This is a genomic window from Actinacidiphila sp. DG2A-62, from assembly GCF_035825295.1.
Classification (GTDB): Bacteria; Actinomycetota; Actinomycetes; order Streptomycetales; family Streptomycetaceae; genus Actinacidiphila.
Genome location: NZ_JAYMGI010000002.1, coordinates 3,948,227 through 3,967,877, shown reverse-complemented (window position 1 = coordinate 3,967,877; position 19,651 = coordinate 3,948,227). Strand labels below are relative to the sequence as shown.

20 protein-coding genes and 1 pseudogene are annotated in these 19,651 nt (G+C 69.2%); 6 read left to right on the top strand and 15 right to left on the bottom strand.

The features are described 5' to 3' along the window. Window positions 1-34 precede the first annotated feature (34 nt). From VSR01_RS17745 to VSR01_RS17735, 3 genes and pseudogenes are all read right to left on the bottom strand, one after another. Window positions 35-343 (bottom strand): annotated as a pseudogene (locus VSR01_RS17745) (helicase-related protein); the annotation flags it as partial. A 713-nt stretch (window positions 344-1,056) separates the two neighbouring features. Further along, the gene (locus VSR01_RS17740) at window positions 1,057-1,608 is read right to left on the bottom strand and encodes an ImmA/IrrE family metallo-endopeptidase (protein ID WP_326450199.1); all 552 of its coding nucleotides are present in this window, start codon (window positions 1,606-1,608) and stop codon (window positions 1,057-1,059) included. Next, on the bottom strand, window positions 1,605-2,138 hold the full coding sequence (locus tag VSR01_RS17735) for a helix-turn-helix domain-containing protein (RefSeq protein WP_326450198.1): 534 nt from the start codon (window positions 2,136-2,138) through the stop codon (window positions 1,605-1,607). The genes VSR01_RS17740 and VSR01_RS17735 overlap by 4 nt, the downstream gene beginning before the upstream one ends. Before the next feature lie 151 nt (window positions 2,139-2,289). On the opposite strand from VSR01_RS17735, the gene VSR01_RS17730 reads away from it, so the two are divergent. From VSR01_RS17730 to VSR01_RS17715, 4 genes are read left to right on the top strand one after another with little or no spacing between them, the layout of a single operon-like run. Continuing rightward, entirely contained in the window at window positions 2,290-2,553 is a 264-nt protein-coding gene (locus VSR01_RS17730; RefSeq protein ID WP_326450197.1) for a hypothetical protein, read from the top strand. Window positions 2,554-2,569: 16 nt separating this feature from the next. Continuing rightward, window positions 2,570-3,013 carry a hypothetical protein gene (locus tag VSR01_RS17725; protein ID WP_326450196.1) on the top strand — a complete coding sequence of 148 codons (444 nt, stop codon included), beginning with the start codon at window positions 2,570-2,572 and terminating at the stop codon, window positions 3,011-3,013. Next, a complete protein-coding gene (locus VSR01_RS17720; RefSeq protein WP_326450195.1) occupies window positions 3,010-3,510 on the top strand; it encodes a hypothetical protein in 501 nt (166 codons plus the stop codon). The genes VSR01_RS17725 and VSR01_RS17720 overlap by 4 nt, the downstream gene beginning before the upstream one ends. A 13-nt stretch (window positions 3,511-3,523) precedes the next feature. Further along, entirely contained in the window at window positions 3,524-4,981 is a 1,458-nt protein-coding gene (locus VSR01_RS17715) for a ThiF family adenylyltransferase (protein WP_326450194.1), read from the top strand. Window positions 4,982-5,353: 372 nt separating this feature from the next. Here the strand turns inward: VSR01_RS17715 and VSR01_RS17710 are convergent, their stop codons facing one another. Continuing rightward, entirely contained in the window at window positions 5,354-6,868 is a 1,515-nt protein-coding gene (locus VSR01_RS17710; protein WP_326450193.1) for a YDG/SRA domain-containing protein, read from the bottom strand. Window positions 6,869-7,767: 899 nt separating this feature from the next. Between VSR01_RS17710 and VSR01_RS17705 the strand changes: the two genes are divergently transcribed. Beyond that, window positions 7,768-8,628: a phosphotransferase gene (locus VSR01_RS17705; RefSeq protein WP_326450192.1), complete on the top strand. Its 861-nt coding sequence runs from the start codon at window positions 7,768-7,770 to the stop codon at window positions 8,626-8,628. Here the strand turns inward: VSR01_RS17705 and VSR01_RS17700 are convergent. The 5 genes from VSR01_RS17700 to VSR01_RS17680 all read right to left on the bottom strand — a co-directional run bounded on the left by VSR01_RS17700 (window position 8,616) and on the right by VSR01_RS17680 (window position 12,224). Continuing rightward, window positions 8,616-9,473: an aldo/keto reductase gene (locus tag VSR01_RS17700; RefSeq protein ID WP_326450191.1), complete on the bottom strand. Its 858-nt coding sequence runs from the start codon at window positions 9,471-9,473 to the stop codon at window positions 8,616-8,618. The genes VSR01_RS17705 and VSR01_RS17700 overlap by 13 nt on opposite strands. After that, on the bottom strand, window positions 9,407-10,603 hold the full coding sequence (locus VSR01_RS17695) for a JmjC domain-containing protein (protein ID WP_326450190.1): 1,197 nt from the start codon (window positions 10,601-10,603) through the stop codon (window positions 9,407-9,409). Before VSR01_RS17695 ends, VSR01_RS17700 begins: the two co-directional genes overlap by 67 nt. A 93-nt stretch (window positions 10,604-10,696) precedes the next feature. Further along, the gene (locus tag VSR01_RS17690; protein WP_326450189.1) at window positions 10,697-10,861 is read right to left on the bottom strand and encodes a hypothetical protein; all 165 of its coding nucleotides are present in this window, start codon (window positions 10,859-10,861) and stop codon (window positions 10,697-10,699) included. Between the two features lie 82 nt (window positions 10,862-10,943). Continuing rightward, a complete protein-coding gene (locus VSR01_RS17685) occupies window positions 10,944-11,300 on the bottom strand; it encodes a hypothetical protein (protein ID WP_326450188.1) in 357 nt (118 codons plus the stop codon). A gap of 510 nt (window positions 11,301-11,810) precedes the next feature. After that, window positions 11,811-12,224: an ATP-binding protein gene (locus VSR01_RS17680; RefSeq protein WP_326450187.1), complete on the bottom strand. Its 414-nt coding sequence runs from the start codon at window positions 12,222-12,224 to the stop codon at window positions 11,811-11,813. 230 nt (window positions 12,225-12,454) lie between these two features. On the opposite strand from VSR01_RS17680, the gene VSR01_RS17675 reads away from it, so the two are divergent. Further along, window positions 12,455-13,807, top strand: a complete 1,353-nt coding sequence (locus tag VSR01_RS17675) for a transcriptional regulator (RefSeq protein ID WP_326450186.1) — start codon at window positions 12,455-12,457, stop codon at window positions 13,805-13,807. Between the two features lie 37 nt (window positions 13,808-13,844). Here VSR01_RS17675 and VSR01_RS17670 read toward each other — a convergent pair whose 3' ends face one another. From VSR01_RS17670 to VSR01_RS17645, 6 genes are all read right to left on the bottom strand, one after another. Then, window positions 13,845-15,566: a relaxase/mobilization nuclease domain-containing protein gene (locus VSR01_RS17670; protein ID WP_326450185.1), complete on the bottom strand. Its 1,722-nt coding sequence runs from the start codon at window positions 15,564-15,566 to the stop codon at window positions 13,845-13,847. Beyond that, the gene (gene mobC / locus VSR01_RS17665) at window positions 15,567-16,103 is read right to left on the bottom strand and encodes a plasmid mobilization relaxosome protein MobC (protein WP_326450184.1); all 537 of its coding nucleotides are present in this window, start codon (window positions 16,101-16,103) and stop codon (window positions 15,567-15,569) included. A gap of 672 nt (window positions 16,104-16,775) precedes the next feature. Continuing rightward, window positions 16,776-16,925 (bottom strand): hypothetical protein, encoded by a 150-nt coding sequence (locus VSR01_RS17660; RefSeq protein WP_326450183.1) that lies wholly within the window; start codon window positions 16,923-16,925, stop codon window positions 16,776-16,778. Between the two features lie 360 nt (window positions 16,926-17,285). Further along, the gene (locus tag VSR01_RS17655; RefSeq protein WP_326450182.1) at window positions 17,286-17,573 is read right to left on the bottom strand and encodes a DUF2637 domain-containing protein; all 288 of its coding nucleotides are present in this window, start codon (window positions 17,571-17,573) and stop codon (window positions 17,286-17,288) included. Between the two features lie 116 nt (window positions 17,574-17,689). Next, window positions 17,690-18,385: an ATP-binding protein gene (locus VSR01_RS17650; RefSeq protein ID WP_326450181.1), complete on the bottom strand. Its 696-nt coding sequence runs from the start codon at window positions 18,383-18,385 to the stop codon at window positions 17,690-17,692. After that, window positions 18,382-19,305 carry a hypothetical protein gene (locus VSR01_RS17645; RefSeq protein ID WP_326450180.1) on the bottom strand — a complete coding sequence of 308 codons (924 nt, stop codon included), beginning with the start codon at window positions 19,303-19,305 and terminating at the stop codon, window positions 18,382-18,384. The genes VSR01_RS17650 and VSR01_RS17645 overlap by 4 nt, the downstream gene beginning before the upstream one ends. Between the last annotated feature and the right edge of the window lie 346 nt (window positions 19,306-19,651).

The window sequence follows — 19,651 nt, the reverse complement described above, 5'->3', positions numbered from 1 at the left end:
TGATCACAACGTCGAATGGCGGGGCGCTCTGGATCGCGGTGAGGTTGTTCTTTAGGTAGTCGATGGACGACACTGCGTAAGGCACTGCGGTCCACGGGCTGACGGTAGTGGGGTTGTCGCGGCGGATCTCCAGCCACTTCTTGCTGTCGACCTTGGTGAAGTCGAGATTGAATCGGAAGCGCATCTCCTCGCCCCACTGATCCTGTAGACCGGCCGGGCAGGCGATCAGGACGCGGTCGGCACGCCCGCGGCGGGCCAGTTCCATCAGCACCAGGCCAGCCTCGATGGTCTTACCCAGACCAACGTCGTCCGCGACGAGCAGGCGTACTTGGGGCTGACGCATGGCGACCAGGACGGGGACGAGCTGGTAGGGCTCGACGTCGATTCGGCCATGCTCGACCGCCAGCAGGTCTCCGCGGCCATGCGCCATAGTGAGTGCGAGGGCGTCATGGAGCTCGTTGAGGCGGATCGGGTTGCCAGGCTCGAACCGCAATCGGGTCGCCGCTTCCGGGCGGAGCGTTGGCTCCCGGCTCGGCAACACTGTCAGACGCCGCGGACCGGGACGCCCGTCAGCACGGCGCAAGTCGAGGAACGCCTCGCTGCCAGCGCCGCGGACCCCTTCGACTTCCCACAAGCGGTCTCGGAGCCGGACTCGCATCCCGCGTTCGTACATGACTGTGGAGTCTCCCTACCTGCTGATCAGCACCAGGAAGGCTACCGGGGCCCGGGAAGGGCTGCGCCCTAATCCAACTGTGTGCAGCCGATGCCCCCCGGTGGCGGGTGAACGGGTCGCGTCGTCTGGGCGCCAGCGCGGCCCGTCCGCTGCGCCATGACCTCCAGCACGCTTTCCAACTCTTCGCCCGGCCGTCCGGCGGCGGCCGTAAACGTCCTGACCTGCGTTGGAGTGGCTTGCTTTCCGGGCCCTGGACGGCGCTGAACGGGGGTGAATGCAACCAGAACTGCAACCAGGGCGGGGTGCCACTGTGGCCGCTCGCCCCCTCCTGAGCCACGTCCCAGTGGTAAGTGGCAGACCAACAGCGCGCGCCTCCAGCACGGTCAGTGGACGCGGACCTGCTTGGCCACGCCCGTGGTGTTGTACCGGTAGCGGGCCATCTCCTCGGTCACCCCGTAGTGCTCGGCGATCTGCGCCGGCCCCCACTGGCGGCGAACCGCGCTGAGCAGCAGCGGGCGGGGCAGCATCAGAGTTCCACCGAAGGCAGTCGCCTGCTCCTCCTCGTCGGGGCGGCAGGTCCTGAAAGGCATGCCGCTGACTTCGCGGATCTCGGTGAGATCGTGCTTGAGGATGAGGTGGGAGAGCTCGTGGGCCACGTCGCTGGCCCTGCGGCCCGGGGTCCGGAGCGGGTTGGTGACGACGATGTTACTGCCGGCGATCTGGAAGGTGGCGGCGGAGAAGGCATAGGCCTGGACGCGTTCGAGGTCTTCGAGGCGGTCGCGGGTGACGAGCTTCTCGGCACTGACGATCTTGACCTTGAGATGCTTGGCGAGGTCGTCGACCTCTAGGGCGTCGGTGTCGCCGAGGTTGAGTTCGCGGCGCAGCCGGAGGGCTTCTCGTTCGGCGTTGGCCTTGAAGCCTCGGGGCAGGGTCACAGTTCTCCCGCTTCGACAAGTCGTTCGAGTTCGGTGTTCATGTCGGTGAGCAGATCGGCGAGCCGCTGGGGGATGCCGGGGCGCAGTACCGAGGCGGCGCGGAGGTGGCAGGCGAGGGCGGGGGTGGCGGGGACCGCTTCTTTGGCGAGGGCCTCGTAGAGGCCTCGCAGGACAGAGCTGATCTTGTTCGCCGCGTCGCCGGTGAGCCGGGGGTCGGCATGGAGATGGGTGATGGCCTGGTCGAGAGGTGAGATTTGGCGGGTCGCGGCCGGGGTGAAGAAGCGGCTCGGGGGGACGCCGAGCCAGGCGCAGAGGCGGGTGAAGGTGGCGAGGTCGGGCTGGGCTCCGGCTTCGACTCGGGTGAGGGTGCTGAAGCTGACGCCCGCCTCGGCGGCGGCCTGCCGAAGGGACAGGGGGCCGCGGCGCTCCTTGAGGAGACGCCCGAGTTCGGCGATGTCGAACTGTTCGACAGCGTCCGGCCCGGTCGTTTCGGGGTCTGGGAGGGAGAGCTGGCTCCGGTCAGGGCTCATACGGGCAGCGTAGCGCTCACCAATATGGCGATGAAGCTTGACTGCATCACTCCGAGGTGATCACACTGAATCCAGCCACTGGCGACTCAGTGACGCTTTGCTGAATCAGCGAAGCTTTCCTTCAACACTCCGAACGATCAAGGAGATCAACATGCCTCAGCCCAACACCGTCAAGACCACGGTGACCTCCTCCCTCGCCGGGCACCCGTACCAGCACGACTATGCCCCGCAGGTGACCGCGGCGAGTGTCCTGTCCGACGCCATGGCCTCCTTCGGCTTCACCAGCGACGGCACCACCCGCTACTACCTGTTCCACGACGGGCACGAGATCCCGCCCGAGGCGACGGTGGGCGAGCTGGCCGGGCACGCCAAGGCCCTGCACCTGGGCCTGCGTACCGAGACCACCAACGGCTGAGGCTCGGGAGTCAGTCGTGGATCTCGAGAGCCGTCTGCGGCTGGCGGACGACGTCCCGGCGGTCGAGGCGTTCCTCGCCTCGACCGCCGGCCGCCTCCACCACCGCGACCAGGACCCCGACGGCCTGTTCTGGGCCGAGATTCAGCCGAGCAACAGCGAGCGTGCGGCCTTCGTAGCCCGGATCGAGTGGACGGTCTACCCGCACCGGCCGCCCTCCCTCGTCTTTGTCGAGTCGGTCGGCGCCCATGCCACCGGGGAGCCCAGCGTCTGGCCGGGGGCGAACGGCTACCGCTGCGGCCCCAACGACGTGTGCAAGCCGTTCACCGCCGAGGGCCAGCAGCTCCACCTTGAGTGGGGCACCGGACCGCACGCCTGGCGCAGCACCGGCAACCCCTTCCTGTACGTGGTGGAGAACGTGCAGGGCGACATCGACCGCGTTGACGGGAGGCGTGCCGGATGAACGCCGACACGAGGAGCCTGGTCCTACCGACCGGCGCGGTCGACCCGGTGCTCCGGGAGACCCGGAGCCACGGATTGGCCGATCAGGAGACCGGCGCGCTGCTGCTGACCGGGCGGTCGGAGATGGACGTCCTGGTCGTGGCGGTGGCCGGGACGGCGGGGATCGTGCGGGGCCCGGGGCTGTTCAGGGTCAGCGCCGTCGCGTACGACCGGCTGTTCACCTTCGCCGAGGAGCGGTCCTACCGGACGCGGGCGATGATCCACTCCCACCCGGCGGAGGCTTTCCTGTCGCGGACCGACCGCCTGTACTCGCTGCGGGTGCCGGGGTTCGTCAGCGCCGTCGTTCCGACCTATGCGGCACCGCCCGCCGACCCGGCGTCGTGGGGGTGGTGGCGTTTCGACCAGGACTGGTTGCCCTGCGCTGCCGCGGTCATCGATGTCGCGCTGCCCCCGGTGCTCACTGTGCTGTTCGACGAGGAGGGCGTCCGTGCGTACTGACTACAGTCGCAGCGTGCGCTTGGGCGGCCTGGCCGCCGGCGTCGACGAGCTCACTCTGCTAGAGCGGATGGAGGCCAGCCTCGTTCACCTGACCGCGGACGGACGCATGCCCGTGGTCGCCGAGACCCTCAAAGTGCTGGTGGCCGACCTGCGCCGGTGGCCGATCCGGCTGAGCCTGGACCCCGGCCACGGGCCGGGACGGCTCGACGACGCACTCGTCCGCCAACTGGTGGAAACGGCGGCCGGGACCGACCCGGACCGGCCACTTCACATCGGCGCGCCCCCGGGCGAAACGCCGCTGCGGCTGCACGTGGGCACCGAGCCGCCGCCGGACGTCGCAGTGGCCAGCGTGCCGGACGGGCACGGGACACGGCTGCGGCACGCCGGCCATCCTTTCCCCCAGCTCAACGCACCCGGCACCGGGCTGGGCGCGGTCCTCACCGCAGCGATGCTGGCCGGCGAGGCGTTCAAGGTCGTCGCCGGACTGCCGGAGGGGAAGTTCGAAGCCACCCCGGTGGTGGACTTCTGCCCCGTCCTGCCCGGCGAGCAACCCGGGACCGCCACCGCCCCGCCGCCCGTGCTGGAGCGGACGCTGCTGGGCGGTAGCGGCGCGATCGGCACCGGCATCGCCCTGATCCTGGACCTGCTGCGGGTCTCGGGCGAGCTGACGGTGGTGGATAAGGAGGTCTTCGAAAAGCCGAACGTCACCTCCTACAGCATCGGCACCCTGGCCGAGGCGGCCGCGCTCCTGCCGAAGGTGCAGCTGATCGCCGCGCGCCTGCGGCGGATCGAGGTCACCCCGTTCCACGGCACGATCCAGGACGCCATCGAAGCCGTCGACACCGGTAACCTGCCGTGGCCCCGGACCGTCCTCGGCGGACTGGACAGCGTCGGCGCCCGGCACGACCTGCAGCGCCTGCACGCCGACCTCACCCTGGACGGCAGCACCGGCGGCCCGGTCGGCACCACCGTCGCCCTGCACGAGGCGCTGCCCACCGGCCCCTGCCTGTTCTGCTACTACAAGGCCAACCACACCGGGAAGAGCGCGGAACAGCGACTCCACGAACTGACCGGACTCCCGCTCGCGCGGATCGCCCGCGGCCAGCAACCGCTGACCGAACAGGACCTGGAAGGCCTGGACGACCAACAGCGCGAACTCGTAAAACAGTTCCTCGGCCGACCGGTGTGCGGGCTAATCAACTCCACGGAGCTTGGCGGCGGCACGAACGATGCTTTCCGGCCCTCGGCCGCGTTCGTGGCCCAACAGGCCGCCTGCCTGGTCGTTGGCGCCTGGATCGCCCGCAGCACGGGCCTCGTCACCGGGCCCGTGCGGCGCGTCGAGTACGACACCCGTTTCGGCCCCCGCCCTAGCCAGATGACCGACCACTGGGCTCCCACTCCGGAATGCGCGTGCCAGAAGGACGCCAACCTCATCAGCCACATCCGAGAAACCCGGCGAACGCGCGGTTGACGCCGAGCTCAAGGGCTGTCGACTGCTGTGCAGGCGTTCATGGGGTGGCTGTGGGCTCATGGCCGCCCGCCGCAGTACGGTATTGCTCCAACATGCGCAGGGCATACTCGCGAGCTGAGCCTCCCTGGAAGATTCGGGTCTGGGAGGCAAAGGGCTCCATCCGATTCCAAGTGCTCAGAACGCGCCCGTCGTCGAGCAGCTCGTGGTGGGTGAAGGCTGCAGCGCGTCAGGATGGAGAGGGTTCTCGGCCCACGGGTTTGAAGCACGTGCCACCCCTCGCTGAAGGGCTCGCCCTCCGCGGCCTGCCATCTGGGGCGCCGAAAAGATGTGGGCACACAGGGCTTGTCGCGCTCATGTTTTGTGCCCGGTATGTCACTGGGCAGCTCCATCCGTAGGTAGCCCGTGGTGGACTCGGTGGTGTGCGAGGTGTCGCCTGTCGACCCGATGTTCTGCGGTTTCGCGGAGGCGGCCGACCACAGTGCTGTCCGCGCGGTTCACAACAGTGAGGTCATCGTTGATGATCAACATGCCTTGGTCCAGGAGCACGTGGTGGTTGGGGCACAGACAGAGCACGTTTTCCATCGCGTCCGGACCATCGTGCGGCGATCCCAGCGGACGAATGTGTGCTGCCTCGGCGTATCCGCCTGTCGCACCCTGGAGGCGGATGCCACATACCTGACACGTGTAGTCGTGCATGCGCTTGACGAGGTTCGCGGTTGCGGTGCTTCGAACGACGCGCTGTACTGACGACACCGAACGAGGGCGATCATCGCGCTCTCGTATCTGCGCATTCGCCGACAGCGCGAGTGCTGGCTGGGCAACCTCGCTTTGTTCCACCGGTGGGAGCTGAACGAGGCGGAAGCGCCACACCCTGTAACCGTGTGGGCCTTGCTCAGACCAGTAGTCCTCGACTCTGTACAGTCCGTCGTATCGGTACAACCCAATGTGTGGGCCCGCGTTGATCCCACGGGTCACTCGAACGGGGAGGCCGGTGGTGGCACTCGCCGCGAGAGCTGCATTCCCCCGGGTCAGTTGCTGATCGTGCGTCTGGTGGCCAGTCTGCGAATTCACCGTGCCCTCGCCGGTGTAGATGATCACATCACCGTGGTCATCATCGGCGTGTGTGCCAGTGAGTACGATTGATTCCGCGCCGCGATCCTTTCTGCCAGCGATACCGGCCATGAGTTGTCGGTGCACGCCGGCCTGGGCCAGCGCTCGTCGGGTGGTGAACCGTTGCCCGGGGCGAACTCCTGGCACGGCTCCGAAGCCGTCGAAACGCGGAGTGTCTGAGTCGGCTGGCTGCCCTCCGGGCAGGGCTTTTGCCAGCTGTCGGACCCTGATCCGCTCTTCCTTGTGGGCTGTGCGTGCCCGGAAGAGCGCCTCATCGACCAGTGCTTCGCGTTGCGACGACAACGAGATCTCGCTGTCCTCCCGCACCGCCGAAAGCCCGTCAAAGAGCTCGCGAAGGCGCGCGGCAGTCGGTAGCGTCCGCCCTTCCAAGTAGGAATCGAGGCTGCGTGCGCTCAGACCGCAGTGCCGCGCAACCCTTTCCGTCGATGGACTGCCGCACTCCTGCCACACCGCGCGCAGCTGCTCATTGAAGTCCTCCTCTTCGGGGGTGCGGCGTGCCGTGGCAACGCCTTTTAGCCGTGCAGCCTCTGCCAGGGACTCCTCGGTGACACGACGTCGCTCGCGCCACCGCTGCAGTTCCGGCTCACCACCATCGGTCCAAGCTTCGACCATGGTGTCCAAAGTCTGGATGCTCGGCAGGCGAGTACCGCTCAGGGCGGCGTAGACAGCTGTCCGTGACGCGCCGCGAATCACCGCCGCCTCAACCGTGCCCTGCGTCCGCTCTCTCATCTCGCGAAGGTCGCGGGCGAAGGACACCAAAGGGCCGTCGCCGCTCAGCGGAAGCCTTCGCGGCATGCCCTCACCGTGACATGCATCACATTCTCCCTCCTGCGCAGCATGGCATGGATCACATTGCAGGGCCTTTTGTGCCCTCTGACCTGCGGGAACATAAGGCTACACGAGTCCCGCGAAGTTTTCTGCGGGAATCAGGCCTGGTGAAGGTCTGCGATCGTTGCGACATCGGCTGAGCCGGCGCTTCAGAAAGAGCGGACGGCTCCCTGCGCCAGCAGGAAGCCGCCATTGCTCGTAGTCCCCATCGACCATACGGAGAACTACATGCTTGAGGGTACGGGGAGTGTTGTCTCTGGTGAAGCCGCTCAGGCGGTTGGAGCCGCGCCTCCCAGGCGCACTTCGCGCTGGCTTACGTCGGCCGGCGTGGCGGCAACCAGTGCAGGCCCCTTCGCAGCCTCCCTTCAAGGAAACAAGACCATCGCCGTCATTTCGGCGGCGCCGGTCCTCGTTCTGGGGTTCTTGTTCTTCTTCGGAGTGGTCTGTCCAGCTGTGTGGTCGAGGAAGGTCCAACGTCAGAAGGCGGCCCTGAACGTGATGAATTCGCTTCTTGGGCCAGCCCCTGGAGGCGCTCAGAAATCAAGGTAGGCGGTTGATGGAGGGGTGCGACTCAAGGGCGACTGCAACAGTCCATGCCCCGTGACCGGACCTCGGGTGTCAGGCGCTGTTGTCGTTCCGCGAGGGGTGCGCTTCGAACGCGAGGTCCGATCGGGTGGTTGCGATGGGCTTGGCAGGGTCAGTGCCCCGAAGAGTCGTGTTGATCCGGTTTGATCATGTGACGCCGGATCAGCCCAGGATGAGGAAGCTCGTTCGGCGAGTCAGGATTCGAAGCTGTGGATGCTGGAGGCAGTGCTACGGTCGCTCGTATGGCCCTTTCCGTGTCCTCAGCCCCTGCGGTCGACTTGCGCAAGGGCTCGGTGGATGAGGTCCTTGAGCGCGTGCGGCAGATGTTTCGGGTTCGCTTTGATTACGACGCTGTCGTGCGGAAGCGTCGTACTGTCGGAGTGCGGACGGATCGTGGCACCTGGGTGCGTGTTGAGCGGCGGCCGTATGCTCAAATCGGGGCTCAAGGCTGGAATGGGGCGGAATGCGCGGCCTTGCTGGAGGGCGTGGCTCAACCCGAGTGGCGAGGGGCTGTGTCGTGGCGGGATGAGGGCGATGCGGTGATGTGGCGGGCGGATGAGACGGATCTGCTGCCGGGGGAGCCCGTGAAGCCGGGCGGGGTGCTGATTGAGGACCCTGGGCTTCCCGATGAGTGGTGGGCTGCGTTGAATGGCTCGCTGGATGCGCTGGCCGCCGCGCGCACTACCAGGGTGGCCACGCCGGACACGGTGATGGTGACCCAGGCGCATGTGGATGAGGTGATCCGGTCGGCGTTCCCCGACGTGCCGGACACGGTGGCGGAGCGGTGGGTGCCGGCTCATGCGGACTTGAACTGGGCGAACGTCACGGGGCCGCAGTTCTGCCTGTTCGATTGGGAGGACTGGGGGATGGCTCCGCGGGGGTTGGACTCGGCCTCGCTTTGGGCGCAGTCCCTTGGCGTCCCGGCGCTCGCGGAGCGGGTGCTGCGTGAGCGTGCTGGTGATCTGAGCAGCCGGGACGGCAAGGTGATGATGCTGTTCGCGTGCGCGAAGATCGCCGGTCCGTACGCGCATCCGGAGGATCCCCGGCTGGGGCCTGCGCGGGCGGCGGCGGAGCGGTTGGTGGAGGAGCTTCAGGCCGGCTGATGGCGGGCTCGCTCGCGGAGCAGCGATCTGTACTGGTGGATCGCGGTGCTGTCGACCTTCCGGGGGAGGGCGTTGAGCAGTTCGCGGAGGTGGGTGGGGTTGTCGGTGCCGACGGCGACCGTCGTGACGGGCGGCAGGTGGTAGGCGAGGCGGAAAGCGGCCTGCAACCGGCTCATGTCGTCGGAGGGTCCTTGCAGGAAGATGCGGGGGTCGAAGGTCTGCCAGACCGGGTCGTCGGTGTTGCCGCCGAAGGGGCTCATGCCCCACCGCGCGTTCGGCTTCCACTGGGCGGTGAGGGTCTCGGCGGCGTCCAGCATCGCGCTGTTCGCGGTCAGGCCGGTGCGGGTCATGAGGACGTCTGGCCTGGGCGTCGTCGTGTCGATCAGTTCGGGTAGTCGGGACGGGTCCCAGGAAGCGATGCCCCAGGCTCCGCACAGCCCCCTCGTCGCGGCCTCTCGCAGTGCGTCGCATGCGGTCGCCAGGGCCTCGGCGGCCTGATCCCGGTGCCGTTCGAGGCTGCGTTCGGGGTTGTGGAGGAAGACCAGGTCCGGGGGTCGGCCGAGGTCGGTGTTCGTCTTCTCCAGGGCCTGGAGCAGGCGGCCGGGGTCCAGGGAGTGCTCGGCTTGGCCGTTGCCGGTGGGAAAGAAGCCGACCTTGGTGGAGATCGTGAGCCTGGGGAGCAGGTCGCCGGCCACCCGCGTGAGCGTCTCGTGGGCGGTGAAGCGGTGGTAGTTGAAGCTGGTGTCGATGGTGGTGACGTCGAGGTCGAGGGCTGCGGTCAGGGTGCGGCGTTCGTGACGAGACCGGTGTAGCCCGAGGACAACTCGGGGGTGAGGGTGGCACACAGCTCCTCCTGGACCAGGATGTGGGCGACCTGTTCGACCTCGGCGCCGACCTGGGCGGCTGCTTGGGTGAGGTGGGCGGGGTGGCCGCTGAGGAGCAGCCGCAGGGCGGGCAGTGCCTTGGCGCGGAAGGTGAGCTTCTTGCCTGCCGCGGTGACTTCGACGGTGTCGCCGTGGTCGGTGACTTGGGGCGGGAAGTGGGTGATGCAGGCGACGGCTTCCAGAGGGCCGAAGATGTCAAGGAACGGTACGTGGCGGGGCACGGGGGCTTCCTGTTCGCGGGCGGTCAGGAAGTCTGCGGGGGTGCGTCGGCGTACGAGTTCGAGAGCGGCTTCGGTGAGGGCTTGGGTGCTGGTGTGGCCGGTGCGGTCGAGGTCGTGGCGAAAGATTTCGTGTTCGCTGGACCAGTCGGCGAGCCAGGACAGCCAGCTCACGCCGGTGCGTTTGGCGAAGCCGAAGGTCATGTGGAGGCTTTTGCCGGGGCCGTTGCCGTTGCGGGTGGCCTGGTGCCAGTAGCCGCGGGGGATGTGCATGACGTCGCCTGTGCGCATGGTGCCGGACCAGACGATGTCGTTGCTGGGCTGGTCGCTGCGGTCGGCGTCGCGGTAGAGCGGCGCGGTGCGGGAGGGGCCGCGTACTTCCCACTGCTTCTCGCCGGCGAGCTGGACGATGAGGACGTCGTGGTCGTCCCAGTGGAGGCGGAAGCCGGAGGCGTCGTTGGTGGTGAGGTAGGCGTTGACCTGGACGCGTTCGCGCGACCACCACTGCAGGGCCTGGCAGGTGATTTCCATGGTGGGGTCGAAGGTGTTGACCTGGTCCAGGACGAGGGTGGCGCCTTGGCGCAGGAGGGTGCCGAGGCGGTGGGTGTTGACCATGCGCAGTGACTGGCCGCGCAGGGTGACCTCGTCGGTGAGGTAGGCGTTGGGGTGGAGTTCCTCACCGTTCTGGAAGCAGCGGAACTGTGGGTTGGACAGGCTGCGGCGCATCGCCAGGTCCAGGAGCCGGTTGGGCGTGAGGATGCGCTGTGGTAAGGCGGCATCGTCGATCGTGCCGCGGGCGAAGTCCCCGCCGAGCGGGCCGGAGCCTTTCCAGCCGAGGGCCGCCTCCATGGCCGTGATCAGGCGGTGTTCCATGTCTCCCCCTTGTACGGGTGGGGTGGGGTTGTGTGTGGGGCCGCGGGCCCGCACGTGGTGCTTGTGCGGGTCCGCGGCTGGGTGCTGTGGTCGTCAGGCGGGGTGGTTCAGGGAGTCGCCGTCGGGCCAGGGATTGTCGCCGCCGCCGTCCGGGGGCGGGTCGGACCGGGTGACGTCGTGCCGGTTGTGGACGCTTGCCAGCGCCTCCACCGCCACGAGGAGGCCGTCCTCGGGTGAGGCGGCCGGATTGTCGGGCATCGCACACTCCTTCCTGTGTCTGTTTGGTGGTTCCGCCGGGATCCCGGCGGAAATCTGTGGTGGTGCAGGGAGTCGGCGCGGGTCACGTACGCCGTCGGTGTCTGCCGCCGGGTGGGGCCGGAAGGCGGGCGGTCTGCGGAGTTCCGACGTGTGCGTATCCGGGCAGGTCGTGGCCGCCGATGTCGGCGCAGAGCTGGGCGGAAAGGATCTGGTCGCAGAGGGACTGGGCGCAGGAGGCACAGGCGAACAGGTGCGTGGTCACTCCGCCGGGGGCGGTGCCGGTGCCGATCCACAGCACTCGGGTGTCTTCTCGGCCGCACCACAGCCAGCAGCGGCCGGTCGTCCAGTGATTGCCGTCGTCGGTTTCCGCAGGCGGTGGGAGGCGCGTGATGCGGGGAGCGGCGAGCCTGCTCAGCCAGGGCCGTAGGTCGGTGCTCATCGCGGCTCACCCACCTCGTAGGCGGGCGTCGACCAGTCAATCCCCGACGCGGCCGTGGGGCGGGTCTTGCCATGAACAGCCGGCCCGCCCGGGCTGTGGCGGTCATGTACGCCTGGACCACTTCCTTGGAGGCTCGCGCCCGCAGGGGGTCCAGCCCGACGGCCACTGCTACGGTTCCGCCGCCCAGCGCGAAGTCGCTCCAGAGGTCACCGATCGGGGCGTGCAGCAGGTGCTCGCACCGGTCGAGCCGTAAGAAGGCATCCAGGCCGCATGTGTACAGCCGGGGTCCGATGTCCGGCAGCCGCCTGCTGCACTCGGCCAGCCGCAGCGACTTGGCCAGCCCGTACATGCGGATCGCGGCCTTCGCCGGGGAGCCGAGATGCCCGGACGGTGGGCGAGCCAGCAGCAGGAAGGCCACCGGTCCGGCAGGCGTGCCGGCGATCCAGTGCCAGACGGCTAACGAGGCGATGAGCTCGGCTGTGGGCGCCTGTTCCGGGGCATCGGGGGTGCTCACCATGGGCGCGTCACACCCTGAGCTGCGGCGATCTTGAACTCTGTCCATACGACTTTGCCGCGCGGGTCCTGCGGCTCGACGCCCCATCCGTCGGACAGTTCGTTGACCAGCAGTAGCCCGCGGCCGGTCGTACTGTCGGCACCCGGCGACTTGATCACCGGGTGCCGCCGGCTTGCGTCGTGCACTTCGATCCGCAGCAGGCCGTCCCGGCCGGACAGCGCGACGTGGAAGCTGCGGCCGTGTGTCTCGTCGTGGCGGACGACGTTCGTGGCCAGCTCCGAGACACAGGTGAGTACGTCGTCACAGCGCTCGCTGACGCCCCAGGCGTCCAGGACGTCGCGCACGAAGGAACGGGCCTCGGGTACGGCGACGGCCTCCCGGAGGAACTCCCGCGTCACAGGCTGCAGCATCGCTGACCACCCGCCCAACCGTTCGCGTACGGGTGGGCGCGACCGGTCCGTAACGGACGGCGGCCTGCTGTGCTCCCCATGGCGCCAACTCCCCTTGGTGCGACGACTCGTGGTCTGTCCACCAAGCCAACCGCCGCCACCCGGGAGCGGGTACCGTCGTGAGGGGTGTCAAAGGGTGTCACTCCCGCTACCGCTCGTGGCCGCGCCAATCTGAGGGGTAAGGGCCCACCATGAAGTCGCCGAACACCGATCTCGCCAGATGGCTCGACCGCTCAGGCATGAGCCACAAGGAACTGGCCCGCCGCGTCAGAACCGCAGCCCAGGTATGGGGCCAGCCGCACGTGACCCCGGACGCCACGGCGGTGCGGCGCTGGCTGGCCGGCGACCGGCCCCGGCCGCCGGTGCCCGAGATCCTCGCCGACGTCTTCTCCGCCTGCTTCGGCTACCGGGTCACCACCTACGACCTCGGGCTCGGTGAGAGCGGTACGGCGGAGCGCTCGCTGGCGTACAACGCCTCGTTCGCCGTTACGGTGGAAGCAGTCGCCGACTTGGGGAGAGCGGACGTGGACCGTCGAAGCTTCCTGGCAGCAGCACCCTTCGCCGCTGTCGCGGCCGTCGGGCCGTCCCGCGACTGGCTGCTCAACACCCTCGACCAGCACCCCGACCCCGGCCCACGAGTGCGTCTCGAAGACGTCGTCGCCGTACGGAACATGTTCGGCGAGTTCCAGCGCATGGACGTCCTGCAAGGCGGCGGCACGGGGCGGCTGGTCCTGGCCGAGTACATGAACCAGCACGTCTTCCCGCTGCTACGGCGTACCTACACCGAGGAGGTACGGCGGGCGCTGTGCGAGGCCGCGGCCGAGCAGACCTACCTGCTCGGGTGGATGGCCTACGACAACGGCGAACACGGCATCGCCCAGCGCTACCTGGTGCAGTCCCTGCGCCTGTCCGAGGAATCCCGCAACCCCGCCCTGGGCGCCCACGTACTGGCCGGCATGGCCGACCAGGCCACCCTCCTGGGCAACCCCGAGGAAGGGCGGCACCTGGCCCAGGCCGGCCGCGCCGGACTCGCCAAAGGCACCTCGCCCGCGTGCCTGGCCGACCTGTGGGCCCTGGAAGCCCGCGCACTGGCCAAGCTCGGCGACAAGACCGGCGCCGCACATGCCGTCGTGCAGTCCGAGACCGCCTACAGCCGCGTCCGCCTGGAGGACGAGCAGGAGTGGGCGACCTTCATCGACCCCGCCTACCTCCACGGCGAACACGCCAACACCTTCCGCGACCTCGGCGATACGGACGCCGCCGAACAGCACGCACGCCAGTCCATCGACCATGCCCGCGCCCAGCGCCGCGCCCGCCGCGGCGCCATGTCCCAAGCCGCCCTGGCCGCCACCCACCTCCAACGCGGCGACCTCGAAGCTGCCCACGCCGTCGGCCTGCGCACCCTGTCCCTCTCGCGGCAGGTGAAGAGCTCGCGGTGCGTTGAGGCGGTTCAGGACCTACGGCGACGGATGCAGCCGTTCGGGAACCACCGGCTGGTCGCGGACTTCAACGAGCGAGCCCGGGATTTCGTGGCGGCTGCATAGCGGGAAGTGCCGGTTTCGACGGCTGCAGCAGCAGCCGTCACCGCCGTCGCGGTCGGTTGTCTGGCTGTCCAGCCCGAACGGAGCTGGCCGCTCCACCCTCCTCGTGCCGCGACGGCAAGGTGCTCCTGCCGATGACGGTGCTGCGGGATTGGGCTGCTTTGGCTCGGGGGCTGGGGGCGGGGCGTTGGGTGAGGCGGTGGATGCGCCAGGTCAGTACCTGGGCTGGAGAGCGGGCGTCGCCGAGTGCACGTTGGTCGGCTGCTTGTTGGAGGAGTCGGGCGGGGTCGTGGCCGGCTGCTTCGGCGTCGGTGAGGACGGTGGCGAGGGCGGGCCAGGCGGGGTCGGTGAGGATGTGTTCGGCGTAGCCGGGGACGGCCTGGCGCATCTGCGTGGCCTGGTGGTGCATGACGGTCCGGGGTGGCTGGCGTTGGTTGAGGGTGGCCAGGGGCGCCGGGGCAGTGTGGTCGTAGGCGGCCTGTAGGTGGGTGAGCGTGCGGCGCGCGGCTTGGACTTGCTGGTTGTGGTGGCGGGCGGACTGCCAGCGCTGGATGGCGATGAGGGCGAGGATGGCGGCGTCGAGGAACGTCGCCAGTGCGGCGCCGTCGGTGGTGGGGGGCTGGCGGGCGATGGCGCGGACGGCTCCTCGTAGGGCTTGGGCGTGCCGGTGGTCGGCTTTGATGCGAGAGCGGCTGGCGCGTTCGAAGGCCGCAGCCGCCTCGTGGAGCTGGGCGCGGATGGCTTTGGGGGTGACTAGGGGGAGGGCGTCGAGGGCTTCGGCGAAGGCGGTGATGTGGGCCTGGGCGGCGGTGTCGGTGGCATGTTCGAGGTGGTGGGGGATGCGTTCGATGGCTGCGGTGGCCTGGTGCCAGGGGTTGGGCCGGGGCGCTCCGGCGACGGGGGCGGGCTGGGGTGGGGTTGTGGTGAGGCGGGCGTGGATCTGGGGGTAGGACAGGTCGGGGGCCAGGGTGGAGCCGGAGAACCAGACCGGTTCGCCGGCTGCGTTGGTGTCGCCTTCGAGGGCGACTTTGTAGCCGCGGATGTCGCCGGAGGGAAAGCGCAGTACCTCAACGAGGATGCCGCTGCGGGTGAGGTGGTGGAAGAACTCCTCGGTGGTGGTGGAGACCGCGACGACGGTGCGCAGCGTGGCGCGGAGCTGTTCGCGTGGGGTGTGGTGGTGGCCGGTGCGGTGGGCTTTCTCGGTTTCGGCGCGGGTGGGGCGCTGGGCGGCGGTGCGGTCGCCGCGGATGACGATGCGCAGGTGGTAGTCGCGCTCGACGGCTTCGAGTTCCTTGTCGGCGCGCAGGTAGTCGTTCCAGTGGCGGGCGGTGCGCAGGTCGCCGCGGATGGTGGTGGCGGCGATGTGGATGTGGTCGTCGGCGTGGCGTACGGCGACCCAGCGACACCCGTCCGAGTCGCCGTCGGGGGCGATGCCGGTGGCGGCCACGACGCGGCGGGCGATGTCGGCCCACTGCGCGTCGGTGAGGAAGGGGTCTTCGGGCGCGGCGCGGACCGAGCACTGCCAGACCGGTTTGTCGGGCACCTGCTGGTCTTTGCCGCGTGCCTGGTACAGACGGAGCTCCAGGGCGTTGGTGAGCTGTGTCATCGCGGTCTGGGAATTGGGGTCGCGGCCGGGGTCGGGGGCGAAGCCGTCCCAGGAGGCGACCAGGTGCGGGTCGGTGTGGTCCTTGGCCTTGTGGGTGTCGTAGAGGTAGGCCAGCAGGCGGCGCATCTGCTTGCCCCGGGTGATCTTCGCGATCATTCAGGCCGCCTTCCGGCCGACCGCGTGGTGGGCGGTGGTCTCGATGCCGGCAATGGCCGCACGTACGGTGTCTAGGGTGCGCTGGGCCTGGGCGAGCAGGGGGATGTCGGCGGGGTAGGGAGTGCCGCCGGCGTTGAGGCGGTGCGCGATCTGGTTGACGTTCGTGCCGATCCGGGCGACCTGGGTGCGCAGGGCGACGAGCTCGTCGATCAGGTCGTCGGTCTCGGTACGGCGACCGGGCAGGGGCTGGGTGCCTTCGACGAAGGCCATGACGACCGCACCGACCAGGTGCGCACCGGCGATCTCCATGGAACGGGCTTTGGCCTTGATGGCCTGCTGCTCGGCGCGGCTGTAGCGGACATCGACGCGGTACGTGCGCTGCGTACCGTCACGCTTACGGCGGCGGGCGACGCGGCGCACGGCGGCTTCAGCAGCGGCGCGCATCAGACTCGGCGAGTCGACGGTGGGCGGCACTTCGACGGAGGCGACGACGGTTGGTCCCTCCGGTGCCCCCTGGCGCCGGAGTTCCTCCGCCACCCCCGGGGCGGAGGAACCTGCGCGGGACCGGCCATTGGACGGTCCAACGCCATACCTTGCTCCGCCGGGAGCTGGGTTGGTGGTCGTGGCAGTTGCGCCGTCGGAGGCTTGGGCGGACGTGGAGTTGCGCGGTACAGGGTAGTTGGCGGGGTGGCTGCTGGCGTTGTTGGGCATGGTGGGGCTTTCGTTTCGGTGGGGCCGGTCTTGAGCATGGCGCTGCCTGGTTCGGGTGCTGCGCCGGGGTGCGGAGGTCGGCAGGGCGGTTCAGTTTCTGAACAGGCGGTCTGTTCAGGCGCTGAACAGCTGTGCGGTTCAGAAAATGAACAGCGACGGGAGGCGGTTCGGCTTCGGCACCGGTGAGCGTTCCGTAGCGGCGCGGTGGCTGGTCCGGGACCGGGTGTCCGAGGCGGGACTTTCGTGCGGCGGGCGTGCGGTGGGCCTGTCCGGACCGTTCGCGCGGTGACGGGTCTTGGCGTTCTGTCGCGGAACTGGGTCGCGTTCTGTCCCGGAACGCTGTTGATGTTCCGTGACGGAACGGGTGCTCGCGGCCGTGTTGTGCTGCTTGGGGGAGTGGCGGACCGCTGGTCAGGGGCCGCGGACGAGCCGGGCGGGTTTGACCGGTTGGGCGGACCAGTTGGGGCTGGTCCGCCGGTGACCTGCGGAGACTTCCGGTCAGTGGCCTGGCCGGTCGCGGCGCAGGATGTGCATGACGTGGGTGAGGCGGTCCTCGCTGAGGGTGTGGCCGGCGGCGCGGACGTGCTCGCGGACCATGGCCCGGGTGGGGCTTTCGCGCAGGGAGAAGACCGGGCGGACCAGGTCCACGAGGGCGTCGAGTTCGGCGCTGGGCGGTCGGCCGATCCGCCGGACCGGAGCCGGTCCGCCGGATGCGGGCTCGGCTTCCTTGTCGTGCCGCGGCTCAGGTTCGGGCGCGGGACCAGGTTGCGGCTGAGGCGGTGAAGCGACGGTCCGCTCCTGCTCGGTTCCGCTTGCGGGGGCTGGCGAGGGCTGCTGGGGGTGGGGGAGGTCGGGTGTGCTGTGTCGGGTGATGAGGATGTGGAGGTGGACGGCGCCGGCCAGGGCGAGTGGGGCGAGGGTGGACAGGATGCCGACGGTGGTGTTGTCGAGGTGGAGTCCGGGTTGGTGGGTTTGCTGGTTGAGGCGGACGGCGTGGAGGGCGTTGGCTCAGATGCTGGCGGTGGTGGCGGTGGCGAACAGGGTCCAGATGTAGAGGCGGGCGCGGAAGGGTGCCCTCCGCAGGACGAGGAGGGCGCGCACCCCGTAGGCGATGAACCCGTCGATGACGGTGGGGAAGAGGTAGGTCAGGGTGGGGCGGATGTGGATGGCGGTGGCCATCTGCTGGAGGGCATCGTACGAGAGGGCGCAGCCGGCGCCGCCGAGGACGGTGATGGCGGCGCGGTCCCAGGCGGTGGCCCGGTGGGCGGGGCGGGCGGAACGGGCGGTTTCGGGCATGCAGGTGTCTCCGGGAGGGCGTGGGTTCCGCACGCGGGCAGGCGTCAGCGGAGCCGTGAACAGGTGGTGGGGGGGTGGGGTTGACCGGGAGGGGCGTCGTGGAAAGCGCGGGGGCGTTACGCGGTGGGGTGCCTTCTGCGGTCGTGGCCGGTGAGGATGACGCGGTCGGTCATTTCGGCCAGGCGGGAGGCGGTGCGGTCGCCGATGGCCTCGCGCAGGTCGGCGACGGGCAGGTTGGTTGTGACCAGTGTCGGCAGCAGATGGTTGTAGCGGTGGTTGACCAGGCGGTAGGTCAGTTCCTCGGTCCACGGGGACTGTTTGGCGGCGCCGAGGTCGTCCAGGAGCAGCAGCGGGGTGCGGACGAGGCGCTGGAGCTGCTGTTCGGGGTCGGCGTGTCCTTGCTGGGGGCGTTGGGCTGCGTAGAGGTCGGCGGCGGTGGTGGCTTCCCAGCGCAGCCGTACTCCGGCCGTGAGGAGCACGCGGATGGCGCCGTATGCCTGGTACGTCTTGCCGGTACCGGTCGGTCCGGCGATCAGCAGCGAGGGGCCGGTGGCGATGCCGGGAACGCCGCCTGGTCCGCGCCTGCCGGTGCGGGTGATCTCGTCGGCCCAGGCGGTGACGCGGGAGTGGTCGGCCAGTGCGCTGCGGTAGCGGGGCGGGATGCGGGCGTCGGCGAGCTGTACCGCGGTGACCGGTTTCGGTTCCGGGGTGGTTGTCTGGGCGGCTGGGTTGATGCCGCGTGCGGTGAGGATGGCGGCGAGGCGGTTCACCGCGCCGCCTGCGGTGCGCGGTTCGCGGGTGGTGGTGGTCACAGGTCACCGCCGTAGGCGTTCTCGACGTCGGTGGGGTTGGTCCACGCCCGGTGCGCGGGGCGGCTGCCGGCCTGGTGGGGGAGGGCGTTCATGGCCTCGTTGACCAGGCTGGGCAGCACGCTGGGGCTCAGGCCCTTGGCGCGCAGGCGGTCCAGGGCGGACCGTATGTGGTCAGCGGCGATGTTTTCGGCCAGGAGCTGGTTGACCTCTCGTCCCAGACGGGCCAGGAACTTCTCCGGCGGGCGGTGGGCGCATGCGGCGATGTACTCGCCGACCAGCTGCTTCGCCGAGACGGTGGGGGTGGGCGCGGGGGCGCTTGCGCCCCCCGAAGGGACAGATCCTAGATCCACGATCCTAGGTCCTAGATCCGGACGGTGAGGGCTCAGCGAGGGCTCACTGAGCCCTCCCTGAGCCCTCGACGAGGGCTCGTCGAACGCGGTCTGGCCTGCGGCTTCATGACTCGGTGACGTCTCACGGCGATCGGTGGAGGGCTCGGTGAGTCCTCGGTGAGCCCTCACTGAGCCCTCGGTGAGGACTCGCCGCGTGCTCCGTGCCGGGGCGCCGGTTGGGGTGTGGTCGCGCTGGGGGCAGGGGGGCGTGCGGGCCCCGCTGGGGCGGTCGATCTTCTGGTGCTGGTGCCAGGTGATGATGTGCAGGTATCGCTTGCCGTCGTGGCCTTCGTAGCGGCAGATCAGGTCTGTGGCGGCGAGTTGGGTGAGGTCGTCTTCGACGCCGAGGGGTCCGTGGTCGGGACGAAGGGACCACAGCAGGCCGGCGATGACGGCGGGCTGGTCGCGCAGGCGGCCGTGGTCATCGGCCTGGGTGAGCAGGCCGAAGAAGGTCCGCTCCGCGGACAGGGACACTGCCGCCAGGGACTCGGAGGCGAAGGCTTCGGGCTTGATGGTGCGGATGCGCGCCACCGCTCACCACCCCGCCTTCGCGTCGCGATGACGGTCAGGGGGTGCGGGCACGGCGGCTGGGGCCGTACGCTGGTACACGGAAGTTCCTCTCCTGGCGGGCTTCGGGGCGGCAACCCCGGGGCCGTGTGCCGGTTGTGGTCGTTCAGGGATGGGCGGTCGTAGCAGAGGTTCTTGCTTCAGCCCCCGGCGTTCTCAGCGCCGGGGGCTTTGTCGCGTTTGGGGTCGTTTCAGGGGCGGGTCCGGGGGTTGGTGGGCAGGGAGCGGGGATGGTAAGACGATACCACAATCCTGCGGATCGCAGCAACTACTTGCAATCGGCAGAACGTCGTGTATCCTAGTACTCTTC